Source organism: Arthrobacter sp. W4I7 (genome assembly GCF_030816215.1).
GTDB lineage: Bacteria > Actinomycetota > Actinomycetes > Actinomycetales > Micrococcaceae > Arthrobacter > Arthrobacter siccitolerans_A.
Genome location: NZ_JAUSXU010000001.1, coordinates 2,108,115 through 2,130,854 on the forward strand (window position 1 = coordinate 2,108,115; position 22,740 = coordinate 2,130,854).

At 65.9% G+C, this 22,740-nt stretch carries 21 protein-coding genes and 1 pseudogene; 10 read left to right on the forward strand and 12 right to left on the reverse strand.

Annotated features, from left to right (window positions below; all coding sequences use genetic code 11):
- Nucleotides 1-13 precede the first annotated feature (13 nt).
- Both QF047_RS09805 and QF047_RS09810 read right to left on the reverse strand, forming a co-directional pair.
- Complete coding sequence (locus QF047_RS09805; protein WP_307276179.1) at nt 14-301, reverse strand: hypothetical protein; 288 nt, start codon at nt 299-301, stop codon at nt 14-16.
- Nucleotides 302-930: 629 nt separating this feature from the next.
- Complete coding sequence (locus QF047_RS09810; RefSeq protein ID WP_307276181.1) at nt 931-1,269, reverse strand: YciI family protein; 339 nt, start codon at nt 1,267-1,269, stop codon at nt 931-933.
- A 194-nt stretch (nt 1,270-1,463) separates the two neighbouring features.
- Here QF047_RS09810 and QF047_RS09815 point away from each other — a divergent pair, with 194 nt between their 5' ends.
- Genes QF047_RS09815 through QF047_RS09825 form a run of 3 tightly spaced genes read left to right on the forward strand, consistent with a single transcriptional unit; the run spans nt 1,464 to nt 3,486 of the window.
- Entirely contained in the window at nt 1,464-2,123 is a 660-nt protein-coding gene (locus QF047_RS09815) for a biotin transporter BioY (RefSeq protein ID WP_307276184.1), read from the forward strand.
- Nucleotides 2,124-2,134: 11 nt separating this feature from the next.
- Nucleotides 2,135-2,866, forward strand: coding sequence for an energy-coupling factor ABC transporter ATP-binding protein (locus QF047_RS09820; RefSeq protein ID WP_307276187.1), 732 nt, complete (start codon nt 2,135-2,137; stop codon nt 2,864-2,866).
- Nucleotides 2,863-3,486 (forward strand): energy-coupling factor transporter transmembrane protein EcfT, encoded by a 624-nt coding sequence (locus tag QF047_RS09825; protein ID WP_307276190.1) that lies wholly within the window; start codon nt 2,863-2,865, stop codon nt 3,484-3,486. The genes QF047_RS09820 and QF047_RS09825 overlap by 4 nt, the downstream gene beginning before the upstream one ends.
- Before the next feature lie 16 nt (nt 3,487-3,502).
- On the opposite strand, the pseudogene QF047_RS09830 reads toward QF047_RS09825, so the two are convergent.
- Together QF047_RS09830 and QF047_RS09835 are read right to left on the reverse strand one after the other, a co-directional pair.
- Nucleotides 3,503-4,682, reverse strand: a pseudogene (locus QF047_RS09830) (acetyl-CoA C-acyltransferase).
- Nucleotides 4,672-6,078 (reverse strand): class I adenylate-forming enzyme family protein, encoded by a 1,407-nt coding sequence (locus tag QF047_RS09835; protein WP_307276193.1) that lies wholly within the window; start codon nt 6,076-6,078, stop codon nt 4,672-4,674. Before QF047_RS09835 ends, QF047_RS09830 begins: the two are co-directional and overlap by 11 nt.
- Nucleotides 6,079-6,137: 59 nt before the next feature.
- On the opposite strand from QF047_RS09835, the gene QF047_RS09840 reads away from it, so the two are divergent.
- Nucleotides 6,138-7,019: a neutral zinc metallopeptidase gene (locus QF047_RS09840; protein ID WP_307276196.1), complete on the forward strand. Its 882-nt coding sequence runs from the start codon at nt 6,138-6,140 to the stop codon at nt 7,017-7,019.
- A 3-nt stretch (nt 7,020-7,022) separates the two neighbouring features.
- Nucleotides 7,023-7,151, forward strand: coding sequence for a hypothetical protein (locus QF047_RS09845; RefSeq protein ID WP_307276199.1), 129 nt, complete (start codon nt 7,023-7,025; stop codon nt 7,149-7,151).
- Here the strand turns inward: QF047_RS09845 and QF047_RS09850 are convergent.
- From QF047_RS09850 to QF047_RS09875, 6 genes are all read right to left on the reverse strand, one after another.
- Nucleotides 7,148-7,480 carry a metal-sulfur cluster assembly factor gene (locus tag QF047_RS09850; protein ID WP_306633358.1) on the reverse strand — a complete coding sequence of 111 codons (333 nt, stop codon included), beginning with the start codon at nt 7,478-7,480 and terminating at the stop codon, nt 7,148-7,150. The genes QF047_RS09845 and QF047_RS09850 overlap by 4 nt on opposite strands.
- A 15-nt stretch (nt 7,481-7,495) precedes the next feature.
- Nucleotides 7,496-8,284 carry a Fe-S cluster assembly ATPase SufC gene (gene sufC, locus QF047_RS09855; RefSeq protein ID WP_307276205.1) on the reverse strand — a complete coding sequence of 263 codons (789 nt, stop codon included), beginning with the start codon at nt 8,282-8,284 and terminating at the stop codon, nt 7,496-7,498.
- A 79-nt stretch (nt 8,285-8,363) separates the two neighbouring features.
- Nucleotides 8,364-8,723 (reverse strand): non-heme iron oxygenase ferredoxin subunit, encoded by a 360-nt coding sequence (locus QF047_RS09860; protein WP_306633355.1) that lies wholly within the window; start codon nt 8,721-8,723, stop codon nt 8,364-8,366.
- A gap of 24 nt (nt 8,724-8,747) precedes the next feature.
- On the reverse strand, nt 8,748-10,031 hold the full coding sequence (sufD, locus tag QF047_RS09865; RefSeq protein WP_307276208.1) for a Fe-S cluster assembly protein SufD: 1,284 nt from the start codon (nt 10,029-10,031) through the stop codon (nt 8,748-8,750).
- Nucleotides 10,032-10,033: 2 nt separating this feature from the next.
- Entirely contained in the window at nt 10,034-11,497 is a 1,464-nt protein-coding gene (gene sufB, locus QF047_RS09870) for a Fe-S cluster assembly protein SufB (protein ID WP_307276211.1), read from the reverse strand.
- Nucleotides 11,497-12,339: a helix-turn-helix transcriptional regulator gene (locus QF047_RS09875; protein WP_373427005.1), complete on the reverse strand. Its 843-nt coding sequence runs from the start codon at nt 12,337-12,339 to the stop codon at nt 11,497-11,499. Before QF047_RS09875 ends, sufB begins: the two co-directional genes overlap by 1 nt.
- Before the next feature lie 107 nt (nt 12,340-12,446).
- Between QF047_RS09875 and QF047_RS09880 the strand changes: the two genes are divergently transcribed.
- Genes QF047_RS09880 through QF047_RS09890 form a run of 3 tightly spaced genes read left to right on the forward strand, consistent with a single transcriptional unit; the run spans nt 12,447 to nt 15,173 of the window.
- Nucleotides 12,447-13,415 (forward strand): ABC transporter ATP-binding protein, encoded by a 969-nt coding sequence (locus QF047_RS09880; RefSeq protein WP_307276216.1) that lies wholly within the window; start codon nt 12,447-12,449, stop codon nt 13,413-13,415.
- Nucleotides 13,412-14,221: an ABC transporter permease gene (locus QF047_RS09885; RefSeq protein ID WP_307276219.1), complete on the forward strand. Its 810-nt coding sequence runs from the start codon at nt 13,412-13,414 to the stop codon at nt 14,219-14,221. Before QF047_RS09880 ends, QF047_RS09885 begins: the two co-directional genes overlap by 4 nt.
- A gap of 7 nt (nt 14,222-14,228) precedes the next feature.
- Nucleotides 14,229-15,173 carry a heme A synthase gene (locus QF047_RS09890; protein WP_307276222.1) on the forward strand — a complete coding sequence of 315 codons (945 nt, stop codon included), beginning with the start codon at nt 14,229-14,231 and terminating at the stop codon, nt 15,171-15,173.
- Between the two features lie 131 nt (nt 15,174-15,304).
- Here QF047_RS09890 and QF047_RS09895 read toward each other — a convergent pair whose 3' ends face one another.
- Together QF047_RS09895 and QF047_RS09900 are read right to left on the reverse strand one after the other, a co-directional pair.
- Nucleotides 15,305-17,665 carry a bifunctional SulP family inorganic anion transporter/carbonic anhydrase gene (locus QF047_RS09895; RefSeq protein WP_307276225.1) on the reverse strand — a complete coding sequence of 787 codons (2,361 nt, stop codon included), beginning with the start codon at nt 17,663-17,665 and terminating at the stop codon, nt 15,305-15,307.
- Nucleotides 17,666-17,983: 318 nt separating this feature from the next.
- Nucleotides 17,984-18,940 (reverse strand): heme o synthase, encoded by a 957-nt coding sequence (locus tag QF047_RS09900; RefSeq protein WP_307281878.1) that lies wholly within the window; start codon nt 18,938-18,940, stop codon nt 17,984-17,986.
- A 538-nt stretch (nt 18,941-19,478) separates the two neighbouring features.
- On the opposite strand from QF047_RS09900, the gene tkt reads away from it, so the two are divergent.
- Nucleotides 19,479-21,596: a transketolase gene (gene tkt, locus QF047_RS09905; protein WP_307281880.1), complete on the forward strand. Its 2,118-nt coding sequence runs from the start codon at nt 19,479-19,481 to the stop codon at nt 21,594-21,596.
- Between the two features lie 26 nt (nt 21,597-21,622).
- The gene (tal, locus tag QF047_RS09910) at nt 21,623-22,738 is read left to right on the forward strand and encodes a transaldolase (protein WP_306633342.1); all 1,116 of its coding nucleotides are present in this window, start codon (nt 21,623-21,625) and stop codon (nt 22,736-22,738) included.
- Nucleotides 22,739-22,740: the final 2 nt, after the last annotated feature.

A 22,740-nucleotide genomic window follows, 5' to 3' on the forward strand; every position in this document is an offset into this window, starting at 1 on the left:
CATATCTCGACTATCAGGAACAGATCTCGAGAAAGCCCGTGGCACCGGGCCGAGCACGGAAGGTGACGATGTGGCCATTGTCATCCCGAAATACAGCCTCTGAACCGGCCACCGTCACGGTGCCGGCCTGATAAGGGTTCCCCCATCCTGGAGGGGGATTGCCCTGGCCGTCGTTCAAAGGTGTTTCGGCAAGGAAGAACGTGTCGTCTACCCGCAATTCCTCAATCCCGCAGTGCGTGTAAAGCATCATTGGCATGCCGGAGGCAGTATGGAGCGGTGTTTCCGGGGAAGCTTCGGCCATCGGCGTGGCAGGACCTCCGCACGCACACAGAACGGCCAGTAGCGTAACGGCCAATGATGAGAGTCTGATTTTTCCGGCCATTCGACCGCACCCCAATTCCCGATCAGGCTCAAAGAGTATGCCCTGGGAAAGAGCGCCACAATATTAGGGCTGGTCACGTTTTCCTTACGGCATCGGGCAGGGGGTCCTCTTTTGGCATATGCGTTGTGGGTGACGGATTCCGGCGCCTGGCCTTGACCGTAAGCCGGTCCCTTACCGCGACAACCCGGCCTTGACGTGCGGTTTTGCAGGGGTGGAGTTTGAGGTGTCCCGTATACCCCGCCCGCAAAAATGCCCGGTGAAGGTGCCCTAAACGCTACACACCAGACTGTCTCGAAACCCTTGGCATACGAGGCCGTCCCACCGGAGCCGCCGACAGCCGTGGCGGCCGTGCCGAAATTTCGTGGAATACGTAGAGTTCGTCCGCGACCGGCCCATTCTCGTAACTATGTCCCGCAACCCTCCAGTTGAATCGCTGTATCCACCGTTAGTTACGAGACAGGTCGGGAGGCCTCATGAGAGTGGGTCACCACGGCGTTCCAAGACGTCATGGCCATTGACGCGAAACCGACCAACCCGCTGCCTTCCAGCTAGCTCTCGGGGTCATACGCGAACTCGCGGAGCTCCTGCCGGCAACGGCAGGCCACCGCAATCTTTCTCGCCCACTCGACCGCATCCTCGCGCGTGGGCAGCTCCAGCACCGTGAACCCGCCCTTGAGCCGGGAGCCCGGATAGGTCCCGGTGCTCACCGACCCGTCGGCTGAGACCAGAACGGGATCAGCGTCCTCGTTGATCCCGCCGGCGAATACGTGGACGCCGGCAGCCTTCGCCTCCTTGATCACAGCGGCGGCATCGGCGGAGACGATGGGGAACTCCTCGTCGGTGAGCACCATGGCCTCACTCGGGAAGGAGATCAGGTATTTGGTCATAGCTGGATCGTGCCACGCCGGCAGGCCCGCCAGCAACGGTTGGAACCAATCCCGGAGGAGAAGCGACAGAGTTGTGCCCAGCCGTCAGCCCAAGCCCGCGGCTTTAGTAGGCCCCCTACAAAATAGGGGCAGTCGCACCCCGGTAACGTCGGCAGTACATTAGATTCCGCTTGTACAACCCCGACAGGACCGCCATGAGCAACACCGACACCGCCGTCACGAACACCCTGAAAAGTCCGCGCCGCCGCTGGAACGCCACTGACCTCGGATTGATCGCCGTCTTCGCCGCCCTCGTCGCCGGTGCGGCGCTCGTGCCCGGGCTCGCGGTCAACGGCTTCGGCGTCCCCATCACCTTCCAGACCCTCGCCGTGATGCTCACCGGCCTGGTCCTTGGCCCGGGAAGGGGCTTCGCCGCCGTCGGCCTGTACACCTTGCTGGGCCTCGCCGGCCTCCCCATCTTTAGCCAGGGCCGTAGCGGGCTGGGCATCCTCGCAGGCCCTTCAGCCGGTTACATCATCGCCTTCCCCATCGCCGCCGGCCTCGTCGGCTGGCTCGCCATCGTGGTGATCCGCCGGACCACCAGGGCCCGCGCCCTGTGGCTGTTCCTGTCCGCCACGGTCACCAGCGTGGTGGTGGTCCACTCGCTGGGCGTCGCCGGCATCGCGCTGAACACCAAGGCCACCCTTGAGCAGGCCTTCCTGAGCGACCTCGTCTTCTACCCCGGCGACATCGTCAAGAACATCCTCGCCGCAGTCATCGCCGTGGCCCTCCACCGCGCCTTCCCGGACATCCTGGTTCGCCGCGTCCGGCGCACCGCCGCCAAAACCGCCGCCGCCAAGACCATCAAGGCCTAGGACCGCCCGCTATGCCCGCAGTGACCTTTGACCAGGTAACAGTCGCCGTCGAAACCGATAACGCGCCGGAGCCCAAAGTCCTCCTTGACGCCGTCAACGTGCAACTCACGGAAAGGCGCGTCGGTGTTATCGGCGCCAACGGCTCCGGGAAGTCCACACTGCTGCGCCTGGTCAACGGCCTCATCCAGCCCACCATGGGCAGGGTAACGGTCGACGGCGACGATACAGTCAATGCCGTGCGCAGGGTACGCCGGAACGTGGGCTTCGTCTTCACCGATCCCTTGTCCCAGCTGGTGATGCCTACCGGCAGGGAGGATGTGGAACTCTCCCTCCGCCGCTCGGTGAAGAGCGGCACCGAGCGGCGGAGCCAGGCCGAGGCAGCGCTGCAGCGCCTGGGGCTCCTGCACCTGGCGGACCAAAGCATCTATGAGCTCTCCGGCGGCGAACGGCAGCTGATTGCCCTCGCCGCCGTGCTCGCAGTAAACCCCAAAGTCCTGGTGCTGGATGAGCCCTCCACCCTCCTGGACCTCCGCAACCGCGAGCTCCTCCGCAGGACCCTGGCCGGGCTGGACCAGCAGATCATTATGTCCACCCACGACCTTGACCTCGCCCTGGAAATGGACCGCGTGCTGGTCATCGAGAACGCCAGGGTGGTGTTCGACGGCGCCCCGGCCGAAGCTGTGGCGGCCTACCGCACCCTCTGCATGGACGGCCTTCACCCCACGGAACCGGGCACACGATGAGGGGCCACGGTTTCCTCCTGGCCAACTACGTGCCGGGAAACTCCCTGGTCCACCGCTTACCGCTGGCCCTGAAGTTCCTGCTGGTCTTCGGCTGCGGCCTAGCCTCGTTCATCATCCAGGACTGGCTCATCTCCGGCGCGGTACTCGCAGGGCTTTGCTGCCTTTTCCTGCTCACCGGCGCCGGTCCGAAACGGTTGTGGGGCGCCATCCGGCCACTTGCCGCCGTCCTGCTGGTGATCGGACTTTTCCAGTGGTGGCAGCTCGGCGCACCAACAGCGGCAAGGATCGTTCTGAACATCCTCGTCTGTGTGGTGGCGGCATCGCTGCTCACCGCGACCACCCCGGTTCAACAGCTCCTGGACGGCGTGGTCAAGGCGGCGGCGCCCTTCAAGAGATTGGGGGCCGATCCCGAGCGGTTCGCCCTGACTATTGGCATTATGCTGCGCAGCATCCCCTATATTGCCGGCACCTTCGCGGACGTCCGCGATTCCGCGCGGGCACGGGGACTGGAGCGCAATCCGCGGGCCCTGATCCTGCCCGTGTTCATCACCTCCGTGGCCTTCGCCCGGCAGACCGGCGAGGCGCTCGCTGCCCGCGGCCTGGGCGAGGCGGAAGACTGAAGCCGGCGAGAAGCGGCTAGAAGCGTTCGTACTGCAGCAGCGCGGCGGTTCCCATGCCGCCAGCGATGCTGATCATGGCCAACGCCCGGCCTCCGGGGATTCCCTTCCTGCGCGCCTGGGCGAGCAGCCGGGTCACGAGGACAGCCCCCGACGCACCATACGCGTGGCCCAGAGCCAGCGCGCCGCCGTCGAGGTTTACCCGCCCGGGATCAATGCCCAGCTCATCAAGGCAGGCCAGCGTCTGCGACGCGAACGCCTCATTGAATTCCACCAGGTCAAGGTCATCCGCAGTCACGCCGGAAGCGGCCAGTACGTTCCGTGCGGCGGTGGCCGCACCGATGCCGAGGACCTCGGGTTCCACCCCGGCGGTGCCGGTGCCCAGCACCAGCAATCCGTCCGGCGCACCCAGTTCCCGGGCGCGTTTCAGCGAAGTGATCACGACGGCGGAGGCAGCGTCCGCGTCGAAGCAGGAGTTGCCGGCGGTGACAGTTCCCCCGTCCACGAAGGCGGCCGGGAACCGCGCCATCACGGCAGCGGTCAGCCCGCGGCGCGGGCCGTCGTCGGCGGCAACAGTGCCGTTGTTGACTGCGAGGGGAACCAGTTCGTCGTCGAAATGTCCTGCCTCGGCTGCGGCAATTGCCCGCTCGTGGCTGCACAGGGCAAACGCGTCCTGCCGGTCCCTGCCGACGCCGAACTTCTGCGCCACCGTTTCTGCGGCCACACCCATGTCGGGGTCGCCGAAGCCCGCTGGCACAAACTGGGCCCGCCGGTAAAACTCCGGCACGCCGTCGTCGTTCCGGTGCGCCCGCAAGGGTGCGGTGCTGGTGCTCTCCACTCCCCCCGGCCAGGAACAGCGGGTTGCCGCCCGCGGCCACCAGGCCCGACGCGAGGACTATGGCGTCCAGTCCCGAACCGCACTGGCGGTCCACCGTGAGGCCGGGCACGCTGACCGGCAGGCCGGCTTCCAGCAATGCGAGCCGTGCCACGTTTCCACCGCCGCCCACGGCGTTGCCGATGATCACGTCGGTGACGGCAGCCGGCTCCATCCCGGGATCCGCCACGAGTTCCCGCAGGACGGGGGCCAGAAGCTCATGGGCGCGGAGTTTCCGCAACGCCCCATTGGTCCGGCAGACGGGAGTGCGCCGGGCTGCGATGATCACGGGCTGGCGGTCCGGCGGAAGGAGTTCAGGTGCCAAGGCTGCGGATCCTGGAATCTCCCGCGCTGATCCAGTCCAGCAAGAGGTTCCGGCTGACCTTGCCCCGGTCCGTGGTGGGCAGCTCTGTGACCGCATAATACTGAAGCGGCCACTTGTCGCGGGCCAGGATGCTCTCCAGCCCCGCCTTCAGCTGGGTGGCAGTGACAGCACCGGCGGACGGAACAATGCCCGCCACCACGCGCTGGCCGCGCAGGTCGTCCGGCATCCCGGCGGCGATCGCGGCGGCCACCCCCGGCACGGCGGCCAGTGCCAGCTCCACCTCATGCGGGTAGACGTTCTTGCCGGCGGTAAGGATCATGTCCGCGCGGCGGCCCAGGATATGCAGCTCCCCGGCTTCCAGGTAGCCCTGGTCCCCCACAGTGAACCAGCCGTCGAAGGACCTGAGGGCCTGGCCGTCGTCTCCCCAGAGGTAGCCGTTGCTGACCATCCCGCTGCGCACGCAGATGTTGCCGGCAGCCCCATCCAAAAGGCGTTCGCCGGAGTCGTCGAGGATCCTGACGTCCACCCCGGGGAAAGGCCGGCCGATGCCGGTCCCGCCCACCTCCGCCGACTCCCCGGCAGGAAGGCCCGCGCCGGACACGAAGCTCAGCTCGGATGCACCGTAGTATTCAAAAATCGTGGCATTGGGTGCCCAGCGGCGGGCAGCTTCCAGGGTCCTCGCGTCCAGCTTGGACCCCGCACAGATGATGGTGCGGACACCGGATGCATCCACGCATCCAGTCATTCCACGTTCACTGAGCATCCTGAGCATGGTGGGCACCAGTACCAGCCGGGTGACCCGGTCGTGCGTGATGGCCGCGTGGACGTCGCCGACGTCGAACGATACGAGGGTCTGGAATTCCGAACCCGCATAGAGGCACTCGGACAGGGCGTACAGGTTCAGGCTCGCCGCCAGCGGGCCCGGCGCCAGCGTCACATCGTCCGCGCCCAGCCCGAAAAAATCAATCGAAGCCTTGAACGACTCCTGCCAGGACTGCCGCGACCTCGTGAAGGCCTTCGGGACAGAGGTGGTGCCTGATGTGAGGCCAATCAGGAAGGTGGCCTCCGGCCCGCCGTCGGCCAGCTCATCGTCCGGGGACACAGCCGCGGGCTGGGCGGACGACTCGACCCGGCGGACAATGTCCTGTTGCAGAGGCTGAGGCCAGGCCGGATCAAGGACGGCGCACTGGCGCCCGCCGGCAACCGCGGCGGCGAACTTCACGGCGAAGTCCACCGAGTTGGCTTCGCACAGGGACGTGACAGCCTTCGTGTCGGAGACCATGCCGGCGGCGGCATCGCGGAGCTCCACCCACGAGAGGCGCTGACCGGCGACCACGACGGCGGTGTCGTGCGGCCGTTCTTCGGCCCAGCGCTGGATTTGGTTGAGGAAAGGCATCGAATCAACTTTACCGGCGGGCACGGGTTGAAGCCTGAGCCCGCGGGTATTGTGACTTTATGAGCTTCAACGACAATGTGCAGCTGGATCCGTCACAGGTCCAGGACCGGCGCGGCATGGGCCGCGGAGCGAAGGTAGGTGGCGGCATCGGCGGCGGGCTCATCCTGCTCATCGCCACGCTCCTGGGCGTAAATCCGCAACTGCTCGAGGGGCTGGCAGGCGCCGGGCAGGCGCCACAAAGCCAGGGCACGGCGCCGGCCTGCGAAACGGGCGCCGACGCGGATGCGCGGGCGGACTGCCGCATCACCGGAACCGTGAACAGCCTGAACGCCTTCTGGCCCGGATATCTGCAGCAGTACAACGTGCAGTACCCGCGGCCGGAGGCCGTGATCTTCGCCGGCGGCACCAACACCGGCTGCGGTGCGGCCACCACCGAGGTGGGCCCTTTCTACTGCCCCACTGACACCACTGCGTACTTCGATCCCGGTTTCTTCCAGGAATTGGTGGACCGGTTCGGTTCCTCCGGCGGCCCGCTGGCGCAGGAGTACGTGGTGGCCCACGAATTCGGCCACCATATCCAAAACGTCCTCGGCAACCTGGACCGGGCCCAGCAGGATCCCCAGGGACCGGAATCCGGCTCTGTCCGCACCGAGTTGCAGGCAGACTGCTATGCGGGGCTCTGGGCAAAATACGCTTCCACCACCCCCAACCCGAAGACCGGGCAGCCCTACCTGGAACAGCTGACGCAGCAGGACATCAACGACGCCCTCTCGGCCGCCTCAGCAGTAGGCGACGACCGGATCCAGCAAGCGGCTACGGGGAGGGTCTCCCCCGAGGGCTGGACGCACGGCTCCAGCGAACAACGCCAGCGGTGGTTCTACCAGGGCTACCAGACAGGCGACATCAACCAGTGCGACACCTTCTCAGCGCCCAACCTCTAACGCATGGATGACGACGACGGCGGGTCACCTTCCATGTGGAAGGTGACCCGCCGTCGTATTCCCAAAGGGGCCTCCGCCGCCGAGGGTTCCCTGGCCGAGCGAAGCGAGCTCAGGGAGGCGGTGGGGACCTAGATGTTGAAGCCGAGGGCCCGCATCTGGTCCTTGCCGTCGTCGGTGATCCGCTCCGGACCCCATGGCGGCATCCAAACCCAGTTCAGGCGCCAGTCGTCGACAACACCGTCCAGGGCCTTGCCCACCTGCTCCTCGAGGACATCGGTGAGGGGGCACGCAGCGGTGGTCAGGGTCATATCGATCAGCAGCGCGCCGTCGTCATCGGAGTACTTCAGGCCGTACAGCAGCCCGAGATCCACAATGTTGACGCCGAGCTCGGGATCGATCACGTCCTTCAGGGCCTCTTCGACGTCCTCAAGGCTCGTGCGGGACACGTTGATTTCGGTCATGGCGAAAAGTCCTTACTAGGCCTGTGCCGCGGCGGGGGCAGCGGCAGCGCCGGCACCCTTGGCGTAGCGGTCGTAGCCTTCTTCTTCCAGGCGGTCGGCAAGCTCGGGGCCGCCCTCTTCGACAACCTGGCCGTCCACGAACACGTGCACGAAGTCAGGCTTGATGTAGCGCAGGATGCGCGTGTAGTGGGTGATGAGCAGGGTGCCCATGTTGCCGTCCGCGTGTGCACGGTTGACGCCCTCGGAAACGACCTTCAGCGCGTCAACGTCCAGGCCGGAGTCGGTCTCGTCCAGGACGGCGAACTTGGGCTTGAAGAGTTCCAGCTGGAGGATCTCCACGCGCTTCTTCTCGCCACCGGAGAAGCCTTCGTTGACGTTGCGCAGGGCGAAGTCGGCATCGATGCGCAGCTGCTCCATGGCAGCCTTGACGTCCTTGGTCCAGGTACGCAGCTTGGGGGCTTCGCCGTCGATGGCGGTCTTCGCGGTGCGCAGGAAGTTGGTCATGCTCACGCCGGGGACCTCCACCGGGTACTGCATTGCCAGGAAGACGCCGGCACGGGCACGCTCGTCAACGCTCATTTCCAGGACGTTTTCGCCGTCCAGGGTGATGGAGCCGCTGGTGACGTTGTAGCGCGGGTGGCCTGCGATGGTGGAGGCCAGGGTGGACTTGCCCGAGCCGTTGGGGCCCATGATGGCGTGGGTTTCGCCGGTCCGGATAGTCAGGCTGACGCCCTTCAGGATTTCCTTGGTGCCCTGCTCCGTCTCAATGCTGACGTGCAGGTCCTTGATCTCAAGAGTAGACATATGTCTTGTTCTCCTCTGCACCGTGCCTGGCGGCTGCGGTGCGGTCTCTGTCTGGAAGTTGGTTCGTAATTCTGTGGTGCTAGCTGAAGTTGGGGGCTTCGGCGCCGTTAAGGCTGTGGGTGAAGTCCACGTAGACCTCGTCGCCCCTGATCTCGACGGCGAACACGGGCACGGGGTCATAGGCCGGCAGCTGCAGCGGTTCGCCGGTGCGCAGATCGAACTGGGAGCCGTGGCCCCAGCACTCGATGGCGCAGCCCTCCACTTCGCCCTCGGACAGTGAGATGTCCGCGTGCGAGCAGGTATCGCCGATTGCGTGGATCTCCCCCATGGAGTCCTTGACGATCGCCACAGGGTAGTCGTCGATCAGGATCCGCAGCGCCTGCTTCAGCTGGATTTCATCCACCTTGCAGACAAGCTCGCCCTTTGGCTGGTCAGTCATCTGTAAACCCGTGCTCCGTGCCTTCTAGTTGTCCGTCAGTGCGAGTTCGTTTTCAACAGCCTCGGTCAGCCGCTCCTCGATGGAGGGGACCTTGATCTGCTGGATGATCTCGTTGAGGAAGCCGCGGACCACCAGGCGGCGGGCAACATCCTCCGGGATGCCGCGAGCCATCAGGTAGAACAGGTGCTCGTCGTCCATCCGGCCGGTGGCGCTCGCGTGGCCTGCACCCTCGATCAGCCCGGTCTCGATTTCGAGGTTTGGCACGGAGTCGGCGCGGGCGCCGTCGGTCAGCAGCAGGTTGCGGTTGGCCTCGTAGGTGTCGGTGCCTTCGGCTTCCTTGCGGATCAGGACGTCGCCAACCCAGACTGCGTGGGCGTTGCGTCCCTGCAGTGCGCCCTTGTAGAGCACGTTGGACTTGCAGTTCGCCACGGCGTGGTCCACGAAGAGGCGCTGCTCCAGGTGCTGGCCGGCATCGGCGAAGTACAGGCCGAACAGTTCAGCCTCGCCGCCGGGGGCGGTGAAGCGGGCCGACGGCGTGACGCGGACCAGGTCGCCGCCGAGGCTCACCATGACGTGCTTGAGCTTGGCGTCGCGGCCGATCTTGGCCTGCTGGGAGGAGGCGTGGACGGCGTCGTCGTTCCATTCCTGGAGCGTGATAACCGTCAGGCTGGCGCCGTCCTCGACGATGATCTCGACGTTTTCCGAAACAACCGCGGAGCCCTTGTGGCTCAGGACCACCACTGCCTTGGAGAACTTCTCGGCAACGATCACCAGGTGCTGGGCGGCGGCCTCGAGCGAGGTGCCTTCGATGTCGACGGTGATTTCCGTCGTCGCTTCGAACTCGGACGGGATGGTCACCACGGTGGCCCCGGCGAAGTTCTCCCACGCGTTGGCGGACACTCGGTCCTCGGGGATGCCGGCGGTACCGATGCGCTGGTCCTCGCGGCCGACGCTCTCGACGGTGACCTGCTCGGGTCCGGTGACCACCACGGTGGGTGCGGCGCCTGAGAGGACCTCGGAGTGCAGCCCGCGGAGGCGCTTGAGCGGGGTGAACCGCCAGTCTTCCTCCATGCCGGTGAGCGGCTTGAAGTCGGCAAGCTTGTAGGACGTCAGGCGTCCGGCACGTGAGCTGTCCGGGATGCCAACGCCGCCGCCGTGGGAGTGGCTCTTCGCCGAATCCCCGGCCAGCGGTGCTTTGGTGCCCGCGTTGATGGGTGAGAGGCTCTCGCCTTCTTCGGTGAAGCCGTTGATGAACGGCTGGGCTGAGGGCGCGCCGATGCGTGCCTTTTCAGTAGTGATTTCAGTCATCGTTATCCGACGGACCCTTCCATCTGCAGTTCGATCAGGCGGTTCAGCTCAAGTGCGTACTCCATGGGGAGCTCGCGGGCAATCGGCTCGATGAAGCCGCGGACGATCATCGCCATGGCTTCGTCTTCGCGCATGCCGCGGGACATCAGGTAGAAGAGCTGCTCTTCGCTGACCCGGGAAACAGTTGCCTCGTGGCCCATCACAACGTCGTCCTCGCGGATGTCGATGTACGGGTAGGTGTCCGAGCGGCTGATGGTGTCCACCAGCAGCGCGTCACAACGCACGGTGTTGGCGGAATGCTTGGCGCCTTCGCGGACCTGTACCAGGCCTCGGTAAGCTGCACGGCCGCCGCCGCGGGCCACCGACTTGGAGATGATGGAGCTCTTGGTGTTCGGCGCGATGTGGACCATCTTGGAGCCTGTGTCCTGGTGCTGGCCTTCGCCGGCGAACGCGATGGACAGGGTTTCACCCTTGGCATGCTCACCTACGAGGTACACGGCCGGGTACTTCATGGTGACCTTGGAACCGATGTTGCCATCGACCCATTCCATGGTGGCGCCCTCTTCACAGATAGCGCGCTTGGTCACCAGGTTGTACACGTTGTTGGACCAGTTCTGGATGGTGGTGTAGCGGACGCGGGCGCCCTTCTTCACGATGATCTCAACGACTGCCGAGTGCAGGGAGTCCGAGGTGTAGATGGGCGCAGTGCAGCCCTCGATGTAGTGGACGTAGGAGTCCTCGTCCGCGATGATCAGGGTCCGCTCGAACTGGCCCATGTTTTCCGTGTTGATGCGGAAGTATGCCTGCAGCGGGATATCCACGTGGACGCCCTTGGGGACATACACAAATGAGCCGCCGGACCAGACGGAGGTGTTCAGTGAGGCGAACTTGTTGTCGCCCACCGGGATGACGGTGCCGAAGTACTCCTGGAAGATCTCCGGGTGTTCCTTCAGCGCGGTGTCGGTGTCCAGGAAGATGACGCCCTGGCGCTCCAGGTCCTCACGCAGCTGGTGGTAGACAACCTCGGACTCGTACTGGGCGGCGACACCCGAAACCAGGCGCTGCTTTTCGGCCTCGGGGATGCCCAGCTTGTCATAGGTGTTCTTGATGTCCTCGGGCAGGTCTTCCCAGGTGGCTGCCTGCTTCTCCGTGGAGCGGACGAAGTACTTGATGTTGTCGAAGTCGATGCCGGAGAGGTCCGCGCCCCAGGTGGGCATGGGCTTGCGGTCGAAGTACTTCAGGCCTTTGAGACGCAGGTCCAGCATCCACTCCGGCTCGCTCTTCTTCGCCGAAATGTCCCGGACAACTTCTTCATTGAGCCCGCGGCGTGCGTTGGCGCCGACGTCGTTCTTGTCAGCCCAGCCGTACTCGTAGTTGCCGATGCCGTGGAGCTCGGGATTCTTTTCCAGAATCTCCGAGATCACAGTGTTTTCGGCGACTGCTTTCTCTGATAGTTGGTCCGTCATCACGGCCTTTCTTGCTGATGGTTGTTTACTTCATTCAGGCTGGCGGGGGCTGCCGGGAGCCTTGTGGGCGCCTGGGCAGACAGCCTGCCTGTGGGAATGTGGGTGGTGCAGACGTGCCCGCCGCGCGCCAGGGTGGAGAGCCGGCGTACGTCGACGCCCACCAGGCGTGAGAAGACTTCGGTTTCCACGTCGCAGAACACCGGGAACCGGGCGGCGAGCTGCTGGATGGGGCAGTGGCCCTGGCACAGCTGCACGCTGGAAAGGGCCGCAGGGAGCGGAGCCTTGGCTTCGATGGATGCTGCCGACGCGACGAAATTATCCCGGCTCAGGGCCTCGGCCAGCGCCTTGGCACGGTCGGTAACGTCCGGTCCGGCCTTTTCGATTTCCGGGGCGTAGCGGCGCTCCATGTCAGCGAAGCGTTCGACGGCGAAGGCCCGCACGGCGTCCGGGCCGGCCATTTTCTGGAGCTGCTGGAGGGCCAGGGCGGCGATATCGAGGTAGTCGTTGCCCAGGCTGGACTGGCCCTGCGAGCTGAGGACGTAGCGGCGGGCGGGACGGCCTGCACCCGCACCGGACCTGGCCACGCGCTTGACTTCGATCACGCCTGCGCGGGACAGATGGTCCAGGTGGCGCCGCACGGCGGCCGGGGTGAACCCCAGCAGGTCACCCAGTTCGGCGGCGCTGACGGGTCCGTGCTCCAGGACGGCGGACAGGACCCGGTCCCGGGTGCGCTCGTCGGCGTCAGCCACCGGACCGGCGGCCGGGCGGCCGCGGTCTGCGGGAGCCTCGAGGGCCCCGTGCCCGGCGAAGGGCACAGCAGTAGCATTGGTCATGGAATACACAACACAATAGTGTCGTAATTTAGTCCCGTATTCCAGTAAGGACAGGCTGACCTGAGCGGACCGCCGGACGGGACCGCGCAAAATACTACATCCCGTAGAATACTGGGGTGCTATCCCCCCAATCCCCGGTTCTGTCCATCAGCGGGCTAGTTAAGGATGTTGGCCCCCTTGCCAGCCTGGACGGAAAAATGCTCCGGGTGGTGGGCGGTGTCTCCCTCATCGCCGAGCGCGGCCAGGTGACAGCACTCCTTGGTGCCAACGGCGCCGGAAAAACCACTACCCTCGAGTGTGCCCAGGGCCTCCAGAAGCGCAGCGGCGGCACCATCTCACTGCTGGGTCAGGACCCGGCCGCGGCAGGGGCGGACCTCCGCTCCCGCGTCGGTGTGATGCTCCAGGACGGCGGGCTGCCGCCGTCGTCCAGGCCTGTTCCGCTGCTGCGGCACATCGCCGGGCTCTACGAACGCCCGTGGCCCGTGGACGACCTGATCCAGCGGCTCGGCATCGACACCTTCAGCCGGACCACCGTCCGCCGCCTCTCCGGCGGGCAGAAACAGCGGCTGGCCCTTGCCGCCGCTTTGATCGGCAGGCCCGAGGTCCTGTTCCTCGACGAGCCCAGCGCCGGCCTGGACCCGCAGTCGCGCCAACTCGTGTTCGATCTGATCACCGAACTTCGTGACGCCGGGATGGGGATTATCCTCACCACCCACTTGATGGATGACGCCCAGCGGCTGGCCGACTACGTCTACATCATCGACGGCGGCCGGAACGTTGCCGAGGGAACTGTCCAGGAACTGCTCCAGCGCAATCCCGGCGTGGAAGCCGGCGCCGAGCACATCCGCACCCTCGAGTTCGAGGCTGCTGCCGGGCTGAATTTCGACGGCGTCCTGCCGGACGGCATCGCCGTCTCCGAGACCCGCCCCGGAAGCTACACCGTCACGGGCAGCCTCACTCCCGCCCACCTCGCGGCCCTGGCCACGTGGTGGGAAGCGCATGGCATCATGCCAGCGTCGATGAGCCTGCAGGCGCGTAGCCTTGAAGACGTCTTTCTGGACATCTCGGGAAAGGACATCCGATGAACGGGACAGCGTCCGGTGCTGCCGGCAAGGCGCCCCTCGCCGCTTTGGGCGGAGTGTCCGGCATCCAACAGCCAGCTTCCCTGCTGCGCCGAGTGCTGCTGCAGGGCAAATACGAGGCCCTGGCCATGCTCCGGAACGGCGAGCAGCTGATCCTGGCAGTAGTGTTGCCGCTCCTGGCCCTCGTCGGCCTGACCGTGACGCCGTTCCTGGACAGCATGGGCGGCAGCCGCGTGGACGTCGCCGTGCCCGGAATCCTGGCACTGTGCGCGATGTCCACGGCATTCACCGGCCAGGGCATCGCCACGGGCTTCGACCGCCGCTATGGCGTCCTCCGTTTCCTTTCCACCACGCCGCTGGGCCGCGGCGGCCTGATCGCCGGCAAGGCACTTTCGGTCCTTGCCGTGCTCTGCCTGCAGGTCGCCGTCGTCAGCGCTGTTGCCTTTTCGCTGGGCTGGCGGCCCGCGGCAGCCGGCTGGGCGCCCGGCCTGCTGCTCCTGGCATTGGGGGCCGCCGCCTTCACCGCGCTGGGCCTTTTGGTGGCCGGAACGGTACGGCCGGAAGCAACCCTGGCCATCACCAACCTGCTGTGGATCCTGCTGGGCGCCCTGGGCGGAATCGTCATCCCGGCGGAACGGCTGCCCGCCGGCCCGCAGGCAATAGTGCACTTCCTGCCCTCCGGTGCCCTGGGCGAATCCCTGCGCGAAGCTTTCCTTGGCGGCACGCTCAACGGCGGCGCCGCCCTCATCCTGCTGCTTTGGACGGTCATCGCCGGGGCAGCTGCCATCCGTTGGTTCAAGTGGAATTGAGATATCCGTGAGCACGGCGTCACGCCTCCCCCAGTTCGTCAACCGCCTGTCGTCCCGGCTGCCCCGCTCTGTCGATGTCCGGGTGCGCCGGCTTGCCGTTGCCTCGCTGATCGGGCAGACCCTCCTGGTGGTGACCGGCGGAGCAGTCCGGCTGACGGCATCCGGGCTGGGCTGCCCCACCTGGCCGCGCTGCACTGATACCTCGCTGGTGAACACCGCCGAGATGGGCATCCACGGATTCATCGAGTTCGGCAACCGGCTCCTGACCTTCGCCCTGGCAGCAGTCGCCGCCCTGATGCTGGTGTACCTGTGGAACCTCCGCAAGGAGCGCCGGGACCTCTTCCTGCTGGCCCTCGGCCTGCTGGCCAGCATTCCGGCGCAGGCCATCATCGGCGGCATCACGGTCCTCACGAACCTCAACCCGTGGGTGGTGGGCCTGCACTTCCTGGTGTCCATGGCGCTGGTGGTGTTTGCCACGCTGCTGGTGAACCGTGCGTTCGGCCGGACCGGCAGGTTCCTCGCTTCCCGCCACCCCGCCCTGCCGGGGATCATGCGCCCGGTGACGGCCGCCGTCGCGCTCTTTTCCGCCATTGCCGTGATGCTCGGCGTTGTGGTGACCGGAGCCGGTCCGCATGCCGGCGACGCCGACGCTCCGCGCAATGGGCTGGACTGGGACCTCTTCTCGCACATCCACGCCGTGCCGGCCTACCTGGTGACGGCCGGAACGGTGGTGGCACTGGCCCTGGTGTTCCTGCGCCGGATCCCCGGGCCCTTCCGCACCGCTGTGCTGGGGCTCCTCGGCGTGACCGTCCTCCAGGCCATCATCGGCTTCACCCAGTACTACAACGGCATTCCGGCCCTCCTGGTGGCGGCCCATATGCTCGGGGCCGCGCTGCTGATGGTGGCGTCAACGAACGCCTGGGACATCGCCAAATCCAGCCCGGTGGCTTAGCGGGCCCGGCTGGGTGGCTCCCCCACAGCACGCCTCCGGACCCGTAAAACACCAGCGCCCCCGGTTCAATGCGAACCCGGGGCGCTGGTGTTTCACCGCCTGTGCACTAAAGCTAGTGCCCTACTTTCGTGTCACCGGGCAAGGGCCGCTGCACCTGTTTTAGCAGCGGCCTGGGCAGGATCGAGGAACCGGATGCCGCCCGGCTCCACCAGCAGCACGCGGGCCGTGGCGATGTCGTAGAACAGTCCGGTTGCCGTCAACCTGCCCGTTGCGAGTTCAGGGCCAACCAGCAGATGGCACTCCAGCTTGCCCAGCTGAACAGCGACGTTGACCATGGCCAACTGGTCCACCAGGCCGTAGCCGGCGGCCGCAGCTTCCCGGGCAACGGGGTGACCGGCAAGTTCCCGGTAGCTGGGCCGTGCATGGTTCAACCAGGCGTCGAAGCCAGCCCCCAAGTCGGGGTTGCCGTTACCGTTCGCATCCTCGATCAGTGCTTTCATGGCACCGCAGTTGGAGTGCCCGCCGATCACTATCGATTCCACGTTGAGGCCCTTCACTGCGAAAGACAGGGCCGAGTCGATCGAGGCGTCCTGGCCTTCGTGGCACACCACGTTGCCGATGTTGCGCAGGGTCAGGAGGTCTCCCGGGCCGCTGCTGGTGATCAGGTTGGGGTTCACGCGGGAGTCCACGCAGGCAACGAACAGCGTGTCCGGGTTCTGGCCGTCGGCCAAATCCTGGACCAGCGGCTGGACCTGGTCGGCGAACCGCCGGTGGTACTTGTTGATCCCCTCCAGGAGCGAACCCAGCGGGCTGGAGTGCCGTCCGGCCGGATCCGTGGTCCGCTCCCCGTCCCCGGCAGCCCCGGTCCCGTCCCCGGCAGAGGCGGCAGCCTGCCAGGATGTCCTGGGCGGGAGCGGAAGTTCCCGGGCTTCCTGCCGCTGGGGTGCCCGGTGCGCCGCGTCCTGGAAGAGGGTATTTCCGTGTTCCTCAAGGTGGACGGTCCCGCCCGCCGCCTGGTGCTGGTCCTGCCAGGCGATCAGGGCTTCGCGGAAGGCGTGGTCGACGTAGTCCGCGTTCAGCTCCACCACAACGTCCATCCCTGCAGGAACCGAGTGCAGTACCCGGTTCAGCCGGGGCAAGGCGAAGAAGCTGCAGGAGCCGGCGATGGTGACGCGCCAGGGGTCCGACGGCGAGACGGGCTGATGTGCGTGGACTGCGGCCCGCAGCACGCGCCAGAGTACGCTGGCCGCCGCCAGCGCCAGGCCGATCATGACCCCGTCGAGAAGGTTCAGGAACACCACGCAGAGCAGGGTCACCACGTAGACCAGGAGATCACCCGTGCGCAGGCTGGTGCGGATATCGGCAACCTTGATCAGGCGGGCGCCGATCACCACCAGCAGTCCGGCCAGGACGGACATTGGGATCAGCTGGATCAGTCCGGCGAAGATCGCGGAGAAGGCCAGGACCCAGACACCGTGCAGGACGGCGGAGGCGCGGGTGGCTGCGCCGGCCTCCACATTCGTGGCACTGCGGACAATGACACCCGTCACCGGGAGTCCGCCCAGGGACCCGGAAACGATGTTGGCCGCCCCCTGGCCTACGAGCTCCCGGTTGAGGTTAGTGCGTGTCCCGCGGTGCATCTTGTCCACCGCAACCGCGGACAGCAGCGATTCGATGCTGGCGATCAGCGCCATGGAAATCACGGCGAAGGCGACGGCACGCCAGTTGCCCTCGGGCAGCTGCGGCAACGCAACGGCGTCGAAAATGGACCCCTCGAAGGAGATGCGCTGGACTCCCGGAGCGAACGCGACCGAAAGGGCAGTACCGGTAACGACGGCGGCCAGCGGCCCGGGAACGCGGCGCACCGCGGCTGGAAGGTACTTCCAGCCCAGCAGGATGCCGACGACGGTGAGCCCCAGCAGGGCTGCGTGCAATTCGACGTTGGTAATGGCGCCGGGCAATGCGCCGAGGTTCTCCAGCGCCGAGCCGGCCGGTTCGGCCCCCAGCAGCACCTGGAGCTGCTGCAGGATGATGGTGATGCCGATGCCGGCCAGCATCGCCTTCACCACCACGGGCGAGACGGCCAGCGCGGCGCGCCCCACGCGGCTGATGCCGAGCAGTAACTGGACGACGCCGGCCGCAGCGGTGATCGCGCATGTCACCTGCCAGCCGAACTCCTGCACCAGCCCGGCCACAACGACAGTGAGCCCCGCGGCGGGTCCGCTGACCTGGAGCGGCGACCCGCCCAGGCTGCCAGCCACTATGCCGCCGATGGCGGCGGCGATAAGCCCGGCCATGATGGGCGCGCCGGACGCTGCGGCTATGCCGAGGGACAGCGGGAGGGCAACGAGGAACACAACGAGTGACGCCGGGATGTCGGCGCCGAGATGTCCGAGGAAGGCTGGATGCCGGAATCCCTTCCAGCCCTTTTCTGGAGCGGGCGGACTGTGAATTGCAGTTGGAACGGTAGAGGGATCAGGCGCCTGTGCCATGGATTTTCCTTTGCTCGCTGGGCAGGATCCATTCCACAGTAACCAGATAGTCACGAAGGCTGACAGGAAAAGTGACACATATGACAAAAATGTCATACGTCGATGCATGCCGAAACCAGCCGGCAAGAGTGCGGAAGGGTTCCCGGAAAACCTGCGAGAGGTGGTGGGGCGTTCCGGAAAAACCTGCGAGAGGTGATGGGGCGTTCGGGAGGGCTATCGGTGGTTGAGCATTTAAAAACAGCCGGTGATTGAGCCTGTCGAAATCTGGTTTCGACAGGCTCAATCACCGGCGCCCGCCAGGAAAGTGTGCTGTGCCGGTTAGCCGGCCATGATCGCGGGACCCACGAACGGATCCACTGCAAGGGCAATGAAGAGCAGGGTGAGGTAGCTGATTGAGCCGTGGAAAACCTTCATGGCGCGCTTGTCCGAGATGTCCTCGCGCTGGGCCCGGTTGTACAGGGAGTGCGATTCGTAGAGGAACCAGGCCCCGGCCAGGACCGCCGTGACGGTGTAGACCCAGCCTGCCCCGCCAGCGGGAACCATGAGCAGCGAGCAGGCCACCATGGCCCAGGCGTAGAGGACTACCTGCACCGAAACTACCTTGGCCCCGGCGATCGCGCCAAGCATGGGCACCTTGGCGTTGCGGTAGTCCTCGCCGTACCGCATGGACAGCGGCCAGTAGTGCGGCGGAGTCCAGAGGAAGATCACCATAAAGAGGATGACTGCGGGCCACTCCACCGAGTTGGTGACGGCGGCCCAGGCGATCAGGACAGGGAAGCAGCCGGCAGCGCCCCCCCACACAATGTTCTGCGCCGTGCGCCGCTTGAGGATGATCGTGTAGATCACCACGTAGAAGAAGATGGCGCCCAGGCCGAGCCAGGCGGACAGCGGGTTGGCCCCGAACCACAGGATGGCGATGGCGGCGGCGCCCAGGAGCCACGAGAAGACCAGGGCTTCACGCGGGGTGACTTCGCCTGTGACCAGCGGCCGGTTCTCGGTGCGGTGCATCAGCTTGTCGATGTCCCGGTCAATGTAGCAGTTGAAGGCTCCGGCGCTGCCGGCCGCGAACGCACCGCCCACCAGGGTTGCCAGGATCAGGCCGATGGAGGGAAAGCCGCGCTCGGCGTAGATCATGGTGGGCAGCGTGCTGACCAGGAGCAGTTCAATCACGCGGGGCTTGGTGAGGGCGAGATACGCCTTTGCCTTACGGGCAATCCCGGCGCTTGACCGGGATGCGTTCAGCGGCGTATCTGTTGTGCTCACGGTGGCAGTCACCCGTTCTGTTGGCTGTTCTGTCTGGCTAACCAGCTTCGTCATGCGGCCCTGCCCGTCCGGGCACCGGCGGAACCATCATTCACGTGATCCGCGCACCGGCCGGGAGTTCCGGGCGGCCAAAAGGTCCGCAGCCCGGCACTGGCCTCCAAATATCATACCGTGCTGCTCCCCTCCCAACGGCCTGCCGCGCACGCCGCAGTCGCCCCGCGTTTGGTGCAGATGATCGCTCGCGCACCGATTCGAGCAGATTAACTCAACCTCACTTCAGAAGGATTCATATAAGCGGAAATTGCGTCCAAAACGTGAGATTCGGGCGGCCCGAAGAATGGAATAGAGCTAAGCTGTCAACAGATCAGCACGCAGCAGGGAACTAGTGGAAAACGCATTCCCAGACTGTCAAGTGGCTGAGTGAAAGATCAACGTTTCGATGGTGAACGGCTGGTACACACCGCAACGGGCGCCCCACAGCGTGCCTTCAAACGGACCCCGTGTGCCGCCTGCCATCAGCACAGAGAGGGGCCCGGTTTTCGTGCCACATTTGGAAGAGCAAGAACTGTCTTGGACCAACCTGGACCAGCGCGCGGTGGATACCATCCGCGTACTGGCCGCGGACGCGGTGGAGAAGGTGGGCAACGGCCACCCCGGAACGGCCATGAGCCTGGCGCCGGCCGCGTACCTTCTCTTCCAGAAGCTGATGCGCCACGACCCCCGCAACCCTGAGTGGCTGGGCCGTGACCGCTTCGTACTCTCCCCGGGCCACACCTCGCTCACCCTCTACATCCAGTTGTTCCTCTCCGGCTACGGCCTGGAACTGAAGGACCTTGAGGCGCTGCGGACTTGGGGTTCACTGACTCCGGGCCACCCCGAGTACAAGCACACCGCCGGCGTGGAAATCACCACCGGTCCGCTGGGCCAGGGCCTGGCCTCCTCCGTAGGGTTCGCTTACTCCCAGCGCCGCCAGCGCGGCCTGTTCGACGCCGACGCAGCGCCGGGCACCAGCCCCTTCGACCACACCATCTGGGTGATCGCTTCCGACGGCGACCTCCAGGAAGGCGTCACGTCCGAGGCTTCCTCCCTGGCGGGCCACCAGGAACTCGGCAACCTCGTTGTTGTCTACGATGAGAACCACATCTCCATCGAGGACGACACCGACATCGCCTTCACCGAGGATGTCCTGAAGCGCTACGAGGCCTACGGCTGGCACGTCCAGCGCGTGGACTGGACCAAGACGGGCGAATACAAGGAAGACGTGCAGGAGCTCTACTCCGCGCTCGTCGCCGCCAAGGCTGAAACCTCCAAGCCCTCCATCGTCTCCCTGCGCACCATCATCGGCTACCCGGCGCCGAAGAAGCAGAACACCGGCAAGATCCACGGCTCTGCCCTTGGCGCCGAGGAAGTCGCAGCGCTCAAGGAAATCCTGGGCTTCGACCCCGCCAAGTCCTTCGACGTGGACCAGGAAGTCCTGGCCCACGCCCGCGCCGTCGTTGACCGCGGTGCCGCCGCCCGCAAGGAATGGGAAGAGTCCTTCAACGCCTGGCAGGCAGCCAACCCCGAAGGGGCGGCCCTGCTGCAGCGCATCGAGGCCAAGGAACTGCCGGAGGACCTCGACGCTGCCCTTCCCGTGTTCCCGGCCGGCAAGGACGTCTCCACCCGTGCAGCCTCCGGCAAGGTCCTGAACGCGCTCGGCCCGGTCCTGCCCGAACTGTGGGGCGGCTCTGCTGACCTTGCAGAGTCGAACAACACCACCATCGAAGGCTCGCCGTCGTTCGTTCCCGCTTCCAAGCAGACGGACGCATGGAAAGGCAACCCCTACGGGCGCGTCCTGCACTTCGGTATCCGCGAGCACGCCGCCGCATCGATCGTGAACGGCATCAGCCTGCATGGCCGCACCCGTGCATTCTCGGGCACGTTCCTGATCTTCAGCGACTACCAGCGCCCGGCTATCCGCCTCGGCGCTTTGATGGGTGTCCCGTCCCTCTACGTCTGGACGCACGACTCCATCGGCCTCGGCGAAGACGGCCCCACCCACCAGCCGGTGGAACAGCTCGCCTCGCTGCGCGCCATCGTGGGCCTGGACGTTGTCCGCCCCGGTGACGCCAACGAAGTGGCCGTGGCGTGGAAGACCATGCTGGAGAACCACAACAACCCCGCCGGCATCGTGCTGACCCGGCAGAACATCCCCACCTGGGAGCGCGGCGAGGGTGCAGCCGACGGCGACACGTTCGGTTCCGTCGCCGGCGTCGCCAAGGGCGGCTACATCCTGGCCGAAGCCTCGAAGGACGGCGCCACCGTCCCGGCCGACGTCATCCTTATCGGCACCGGTTCCGAAGTCCAGCTGGCAGTCCAGGCCCGCGAAGCCCTGCAGGCCGAAGGCATCGCCGCCCGCGTTGTCTCCATGCCCTGCGTTGAGTGGTTCAACAAACAGGACGCCGCCTACCGCGAGTCCGTGCTGCCCGCCGCCGTCAAGGCCCGCGTCTCCGTCGAAGCAGGACTTGCCCTGGGCTGGAAGGAATTTGTCGGTGACGCCGGCCGTTCCATCAGCCTCGAGCACTACGGCGCTTCGGCTGACTACAAGCGCCTCTTCCAGGAGTTCGGCATCACCGCGGAAGCAGTTGCCGCGGCCGCCAAGGACTCCCTCGCAGGCCTCCAGGCCTAACAACCGAATTCCAGGAGATAAACACCATGACTACTCCCACCCAGCAGCTCTCCGACGCCGGAGTCTCCATCTGGCTCGACGACCTTTCCCGCGGACGCCTGGAAACCGGCACCCTCCGCAAGCTCATCGAGGAGAAGAATGTGGTTGGCGTGACCACCAACCCGTCCATCTTCCACGCCGCGATCACCTCCGGTACCGACTACGACGCCACGATCGCAAAGCAGGCCGCTGCCGGCGCCAGCGTCGAGGACACCATCTTCGAGATCACCACCACTGACGTCGCTGACGCCTGCGACCTGTTCGCTCCCGTGGCGGCAGCCACCAAGGGCGTGGACGGCCGCGTGTCCATCGAAGTTGACCCGCGCCTGGCGTGGGACACCGCAGGCACCATCGCCGAGGCCAAGCACCTGTACAAGCGGGTTAACAAGGACAACGTCCACATCAAGATCCCGGCCACGCTCGAGGGCCTCGAGGCCATCACCGCAACCCTGGCCGAGGGCATCAGCGTCAACGTCACCCTGATCTTCTCCCTGGAGCGCTACCGGGCCGTCATTAACGCCTTCCAGGCCGGCCTGGAGCAGGCCAGGGAAAACGGCCACGACCTGTCCAAAATCCACTCCGTGGCTTCCTTCTTCGTCTCCCGCGTGGACACCGAGATCGACAAGCGGCTGAACGCCATCGGCACCGACGAGGCCAAGGCCCTCAAGGGCAAGGCCGGCGTGGCCAACGCCCGCCTGGCCTACCAGGTCTACGAAGAGCTCTTCGCCACCGAGCGGTGGGCCCTGCTGGCAGAAGCCGGCGCACTCCCCCAGCGTCCCCTGTGGGCCTCCACCGGCGTGAAGGACCCGGCCTACCCGGACACCCTTTACGTCACGGAGCTCGTCGCCCCCGGCATCGTGAACACCATGCCCGAGAAGACGCTGGACGCCACCTTCGACCACGGCGTGGTCACCGGTGACACCATCACGGGCACCTACGCCGAAGCCAACGCAACCCTGGACGCGCTCGAGAAGCTTGGCATCTCGTACAACGACGTCGTCGCACTCCTCGAATCCGAAGGCCTGGACAAGTTCGTGGCCAGCTGGAAGGAACTGCTCGGCGATGTCGAGGGCGCCCTCGCCTCCGCACGGAAGGCTTCCTAACC

Excerpts from the sequence above, each read along its gene's own strand:
- QF047_RS09805 (WP_307276179.1), bottom strand. The coding sequence starts at position 301 with ATGGCCGAAGCTTCCCCGGAAACACCGCTCCATACTGCCTCCGGCATG.
- QF047_RS09825 (WP_307276190.1), top strand. The coding sequence starts at position 2,863 with ATGAGGGGCCACGGTTTCCTCCTGGCCAACTACGTGCCGGGAAACTCC.
- QF047_RS09850 (WP_306633358.1), bottom strand. The coding sequence starts at position 7,480 with ATGACCGAAATCAACGTGTCCCGCACGAGCCTTGAGGACGTCGAAGAG.
- QF047_RS09845 (WP_307276199.1), top strand. The coding sequence starts at position 7,023 with ATGGATGACGACGACGGCGGGTCACCTTCCATGTGGAAGGTGACCCGC.
- QF047_RS09820 (WP_307276187.1), top strand. The coding sequence starts at position 2,135 with ATGCCCGCAGTGACCTTTGACCAGGTAACAGTCGCCGTCGAAACCGAT.
- tal (WP_306633342.1), top strand. The coding sequence starts at position 21,623 with ATGACTACTCCCACCCAGCAGCTCTCCGACGCCGGAGTCTCCATCTGG.
- QF047_RS09815 (WP_307276184.1), top strand. The coding sequence starts at position 1,464 with ATGAGCAACACCGACACCGCCGTCACGAACACCCTGAAAAGTCCGCGC.
- sufB (WP_307276211.1), bottom strand. The coding sequence starts at position 11,497 with ATGACGGACCAACTATCAGAGAAAGCAGTCGCCGAAAACACTGTGATC.
- sufC (WP_307276205.1), bottom strand. The coding sequence starts at position 8,284 with ATGTCTACTCTTGAGATCAAGGACCTGCACGTCAGCATTGAGACGGAG.
- sufD (WP_307276208.1), bottom strand. The coding sequence starts at position 10,031 with ATGACTGAAATCACTACTGAAAAGGCACGCATCGGCGCGCCCTCAGCC.
- QF047_RS09840 (WP_307276196.1), top strand. The coding sequence starts at position 6,138 with ATGAGCTTCAACGACAATGTGCAGCTGGATCCGTCACAGGTCCAGGAC.
- QF047_RS09810 (WP_307276181.1), bottom strand. The coding sequence starts at position 1,269 with ATGACCAAATACCTGATCTCCTTCCCGAGTGAGGCCATGGTGCTCACC.
- QF047_RS09860 (WP_306633355.1), bottom strand. The coding sequence starts at position 8,723 with ATGACTGACCAGCCAAAGGGCGAGCTTGTCTGCAAGGTGGATGAAATC.
- QF047_RS09885 (WP_307276219.1), top strand. The coding sequence starts at position 13,412 with ATGAACGGGACAGCGTCCGGTGCTGCCGGCAAGGCGCCCCTCGCCGCT.
- QF047_RS09835 (WP_307276193.1), bottom strand. The coding sequence starts at position 6,078 with ATGCCTTTCCTCAACCAAATCCAGCGCTGGGCCGAAGAACGGCCGCAC.
- QF047_RS09895 (WP_307276225.1), bottom strand. The coding sequence starts at position 17,665 with ATGGCACAGGCGCCTGATCCCTCTACCGTTCCAACTGCAATTCACAGT.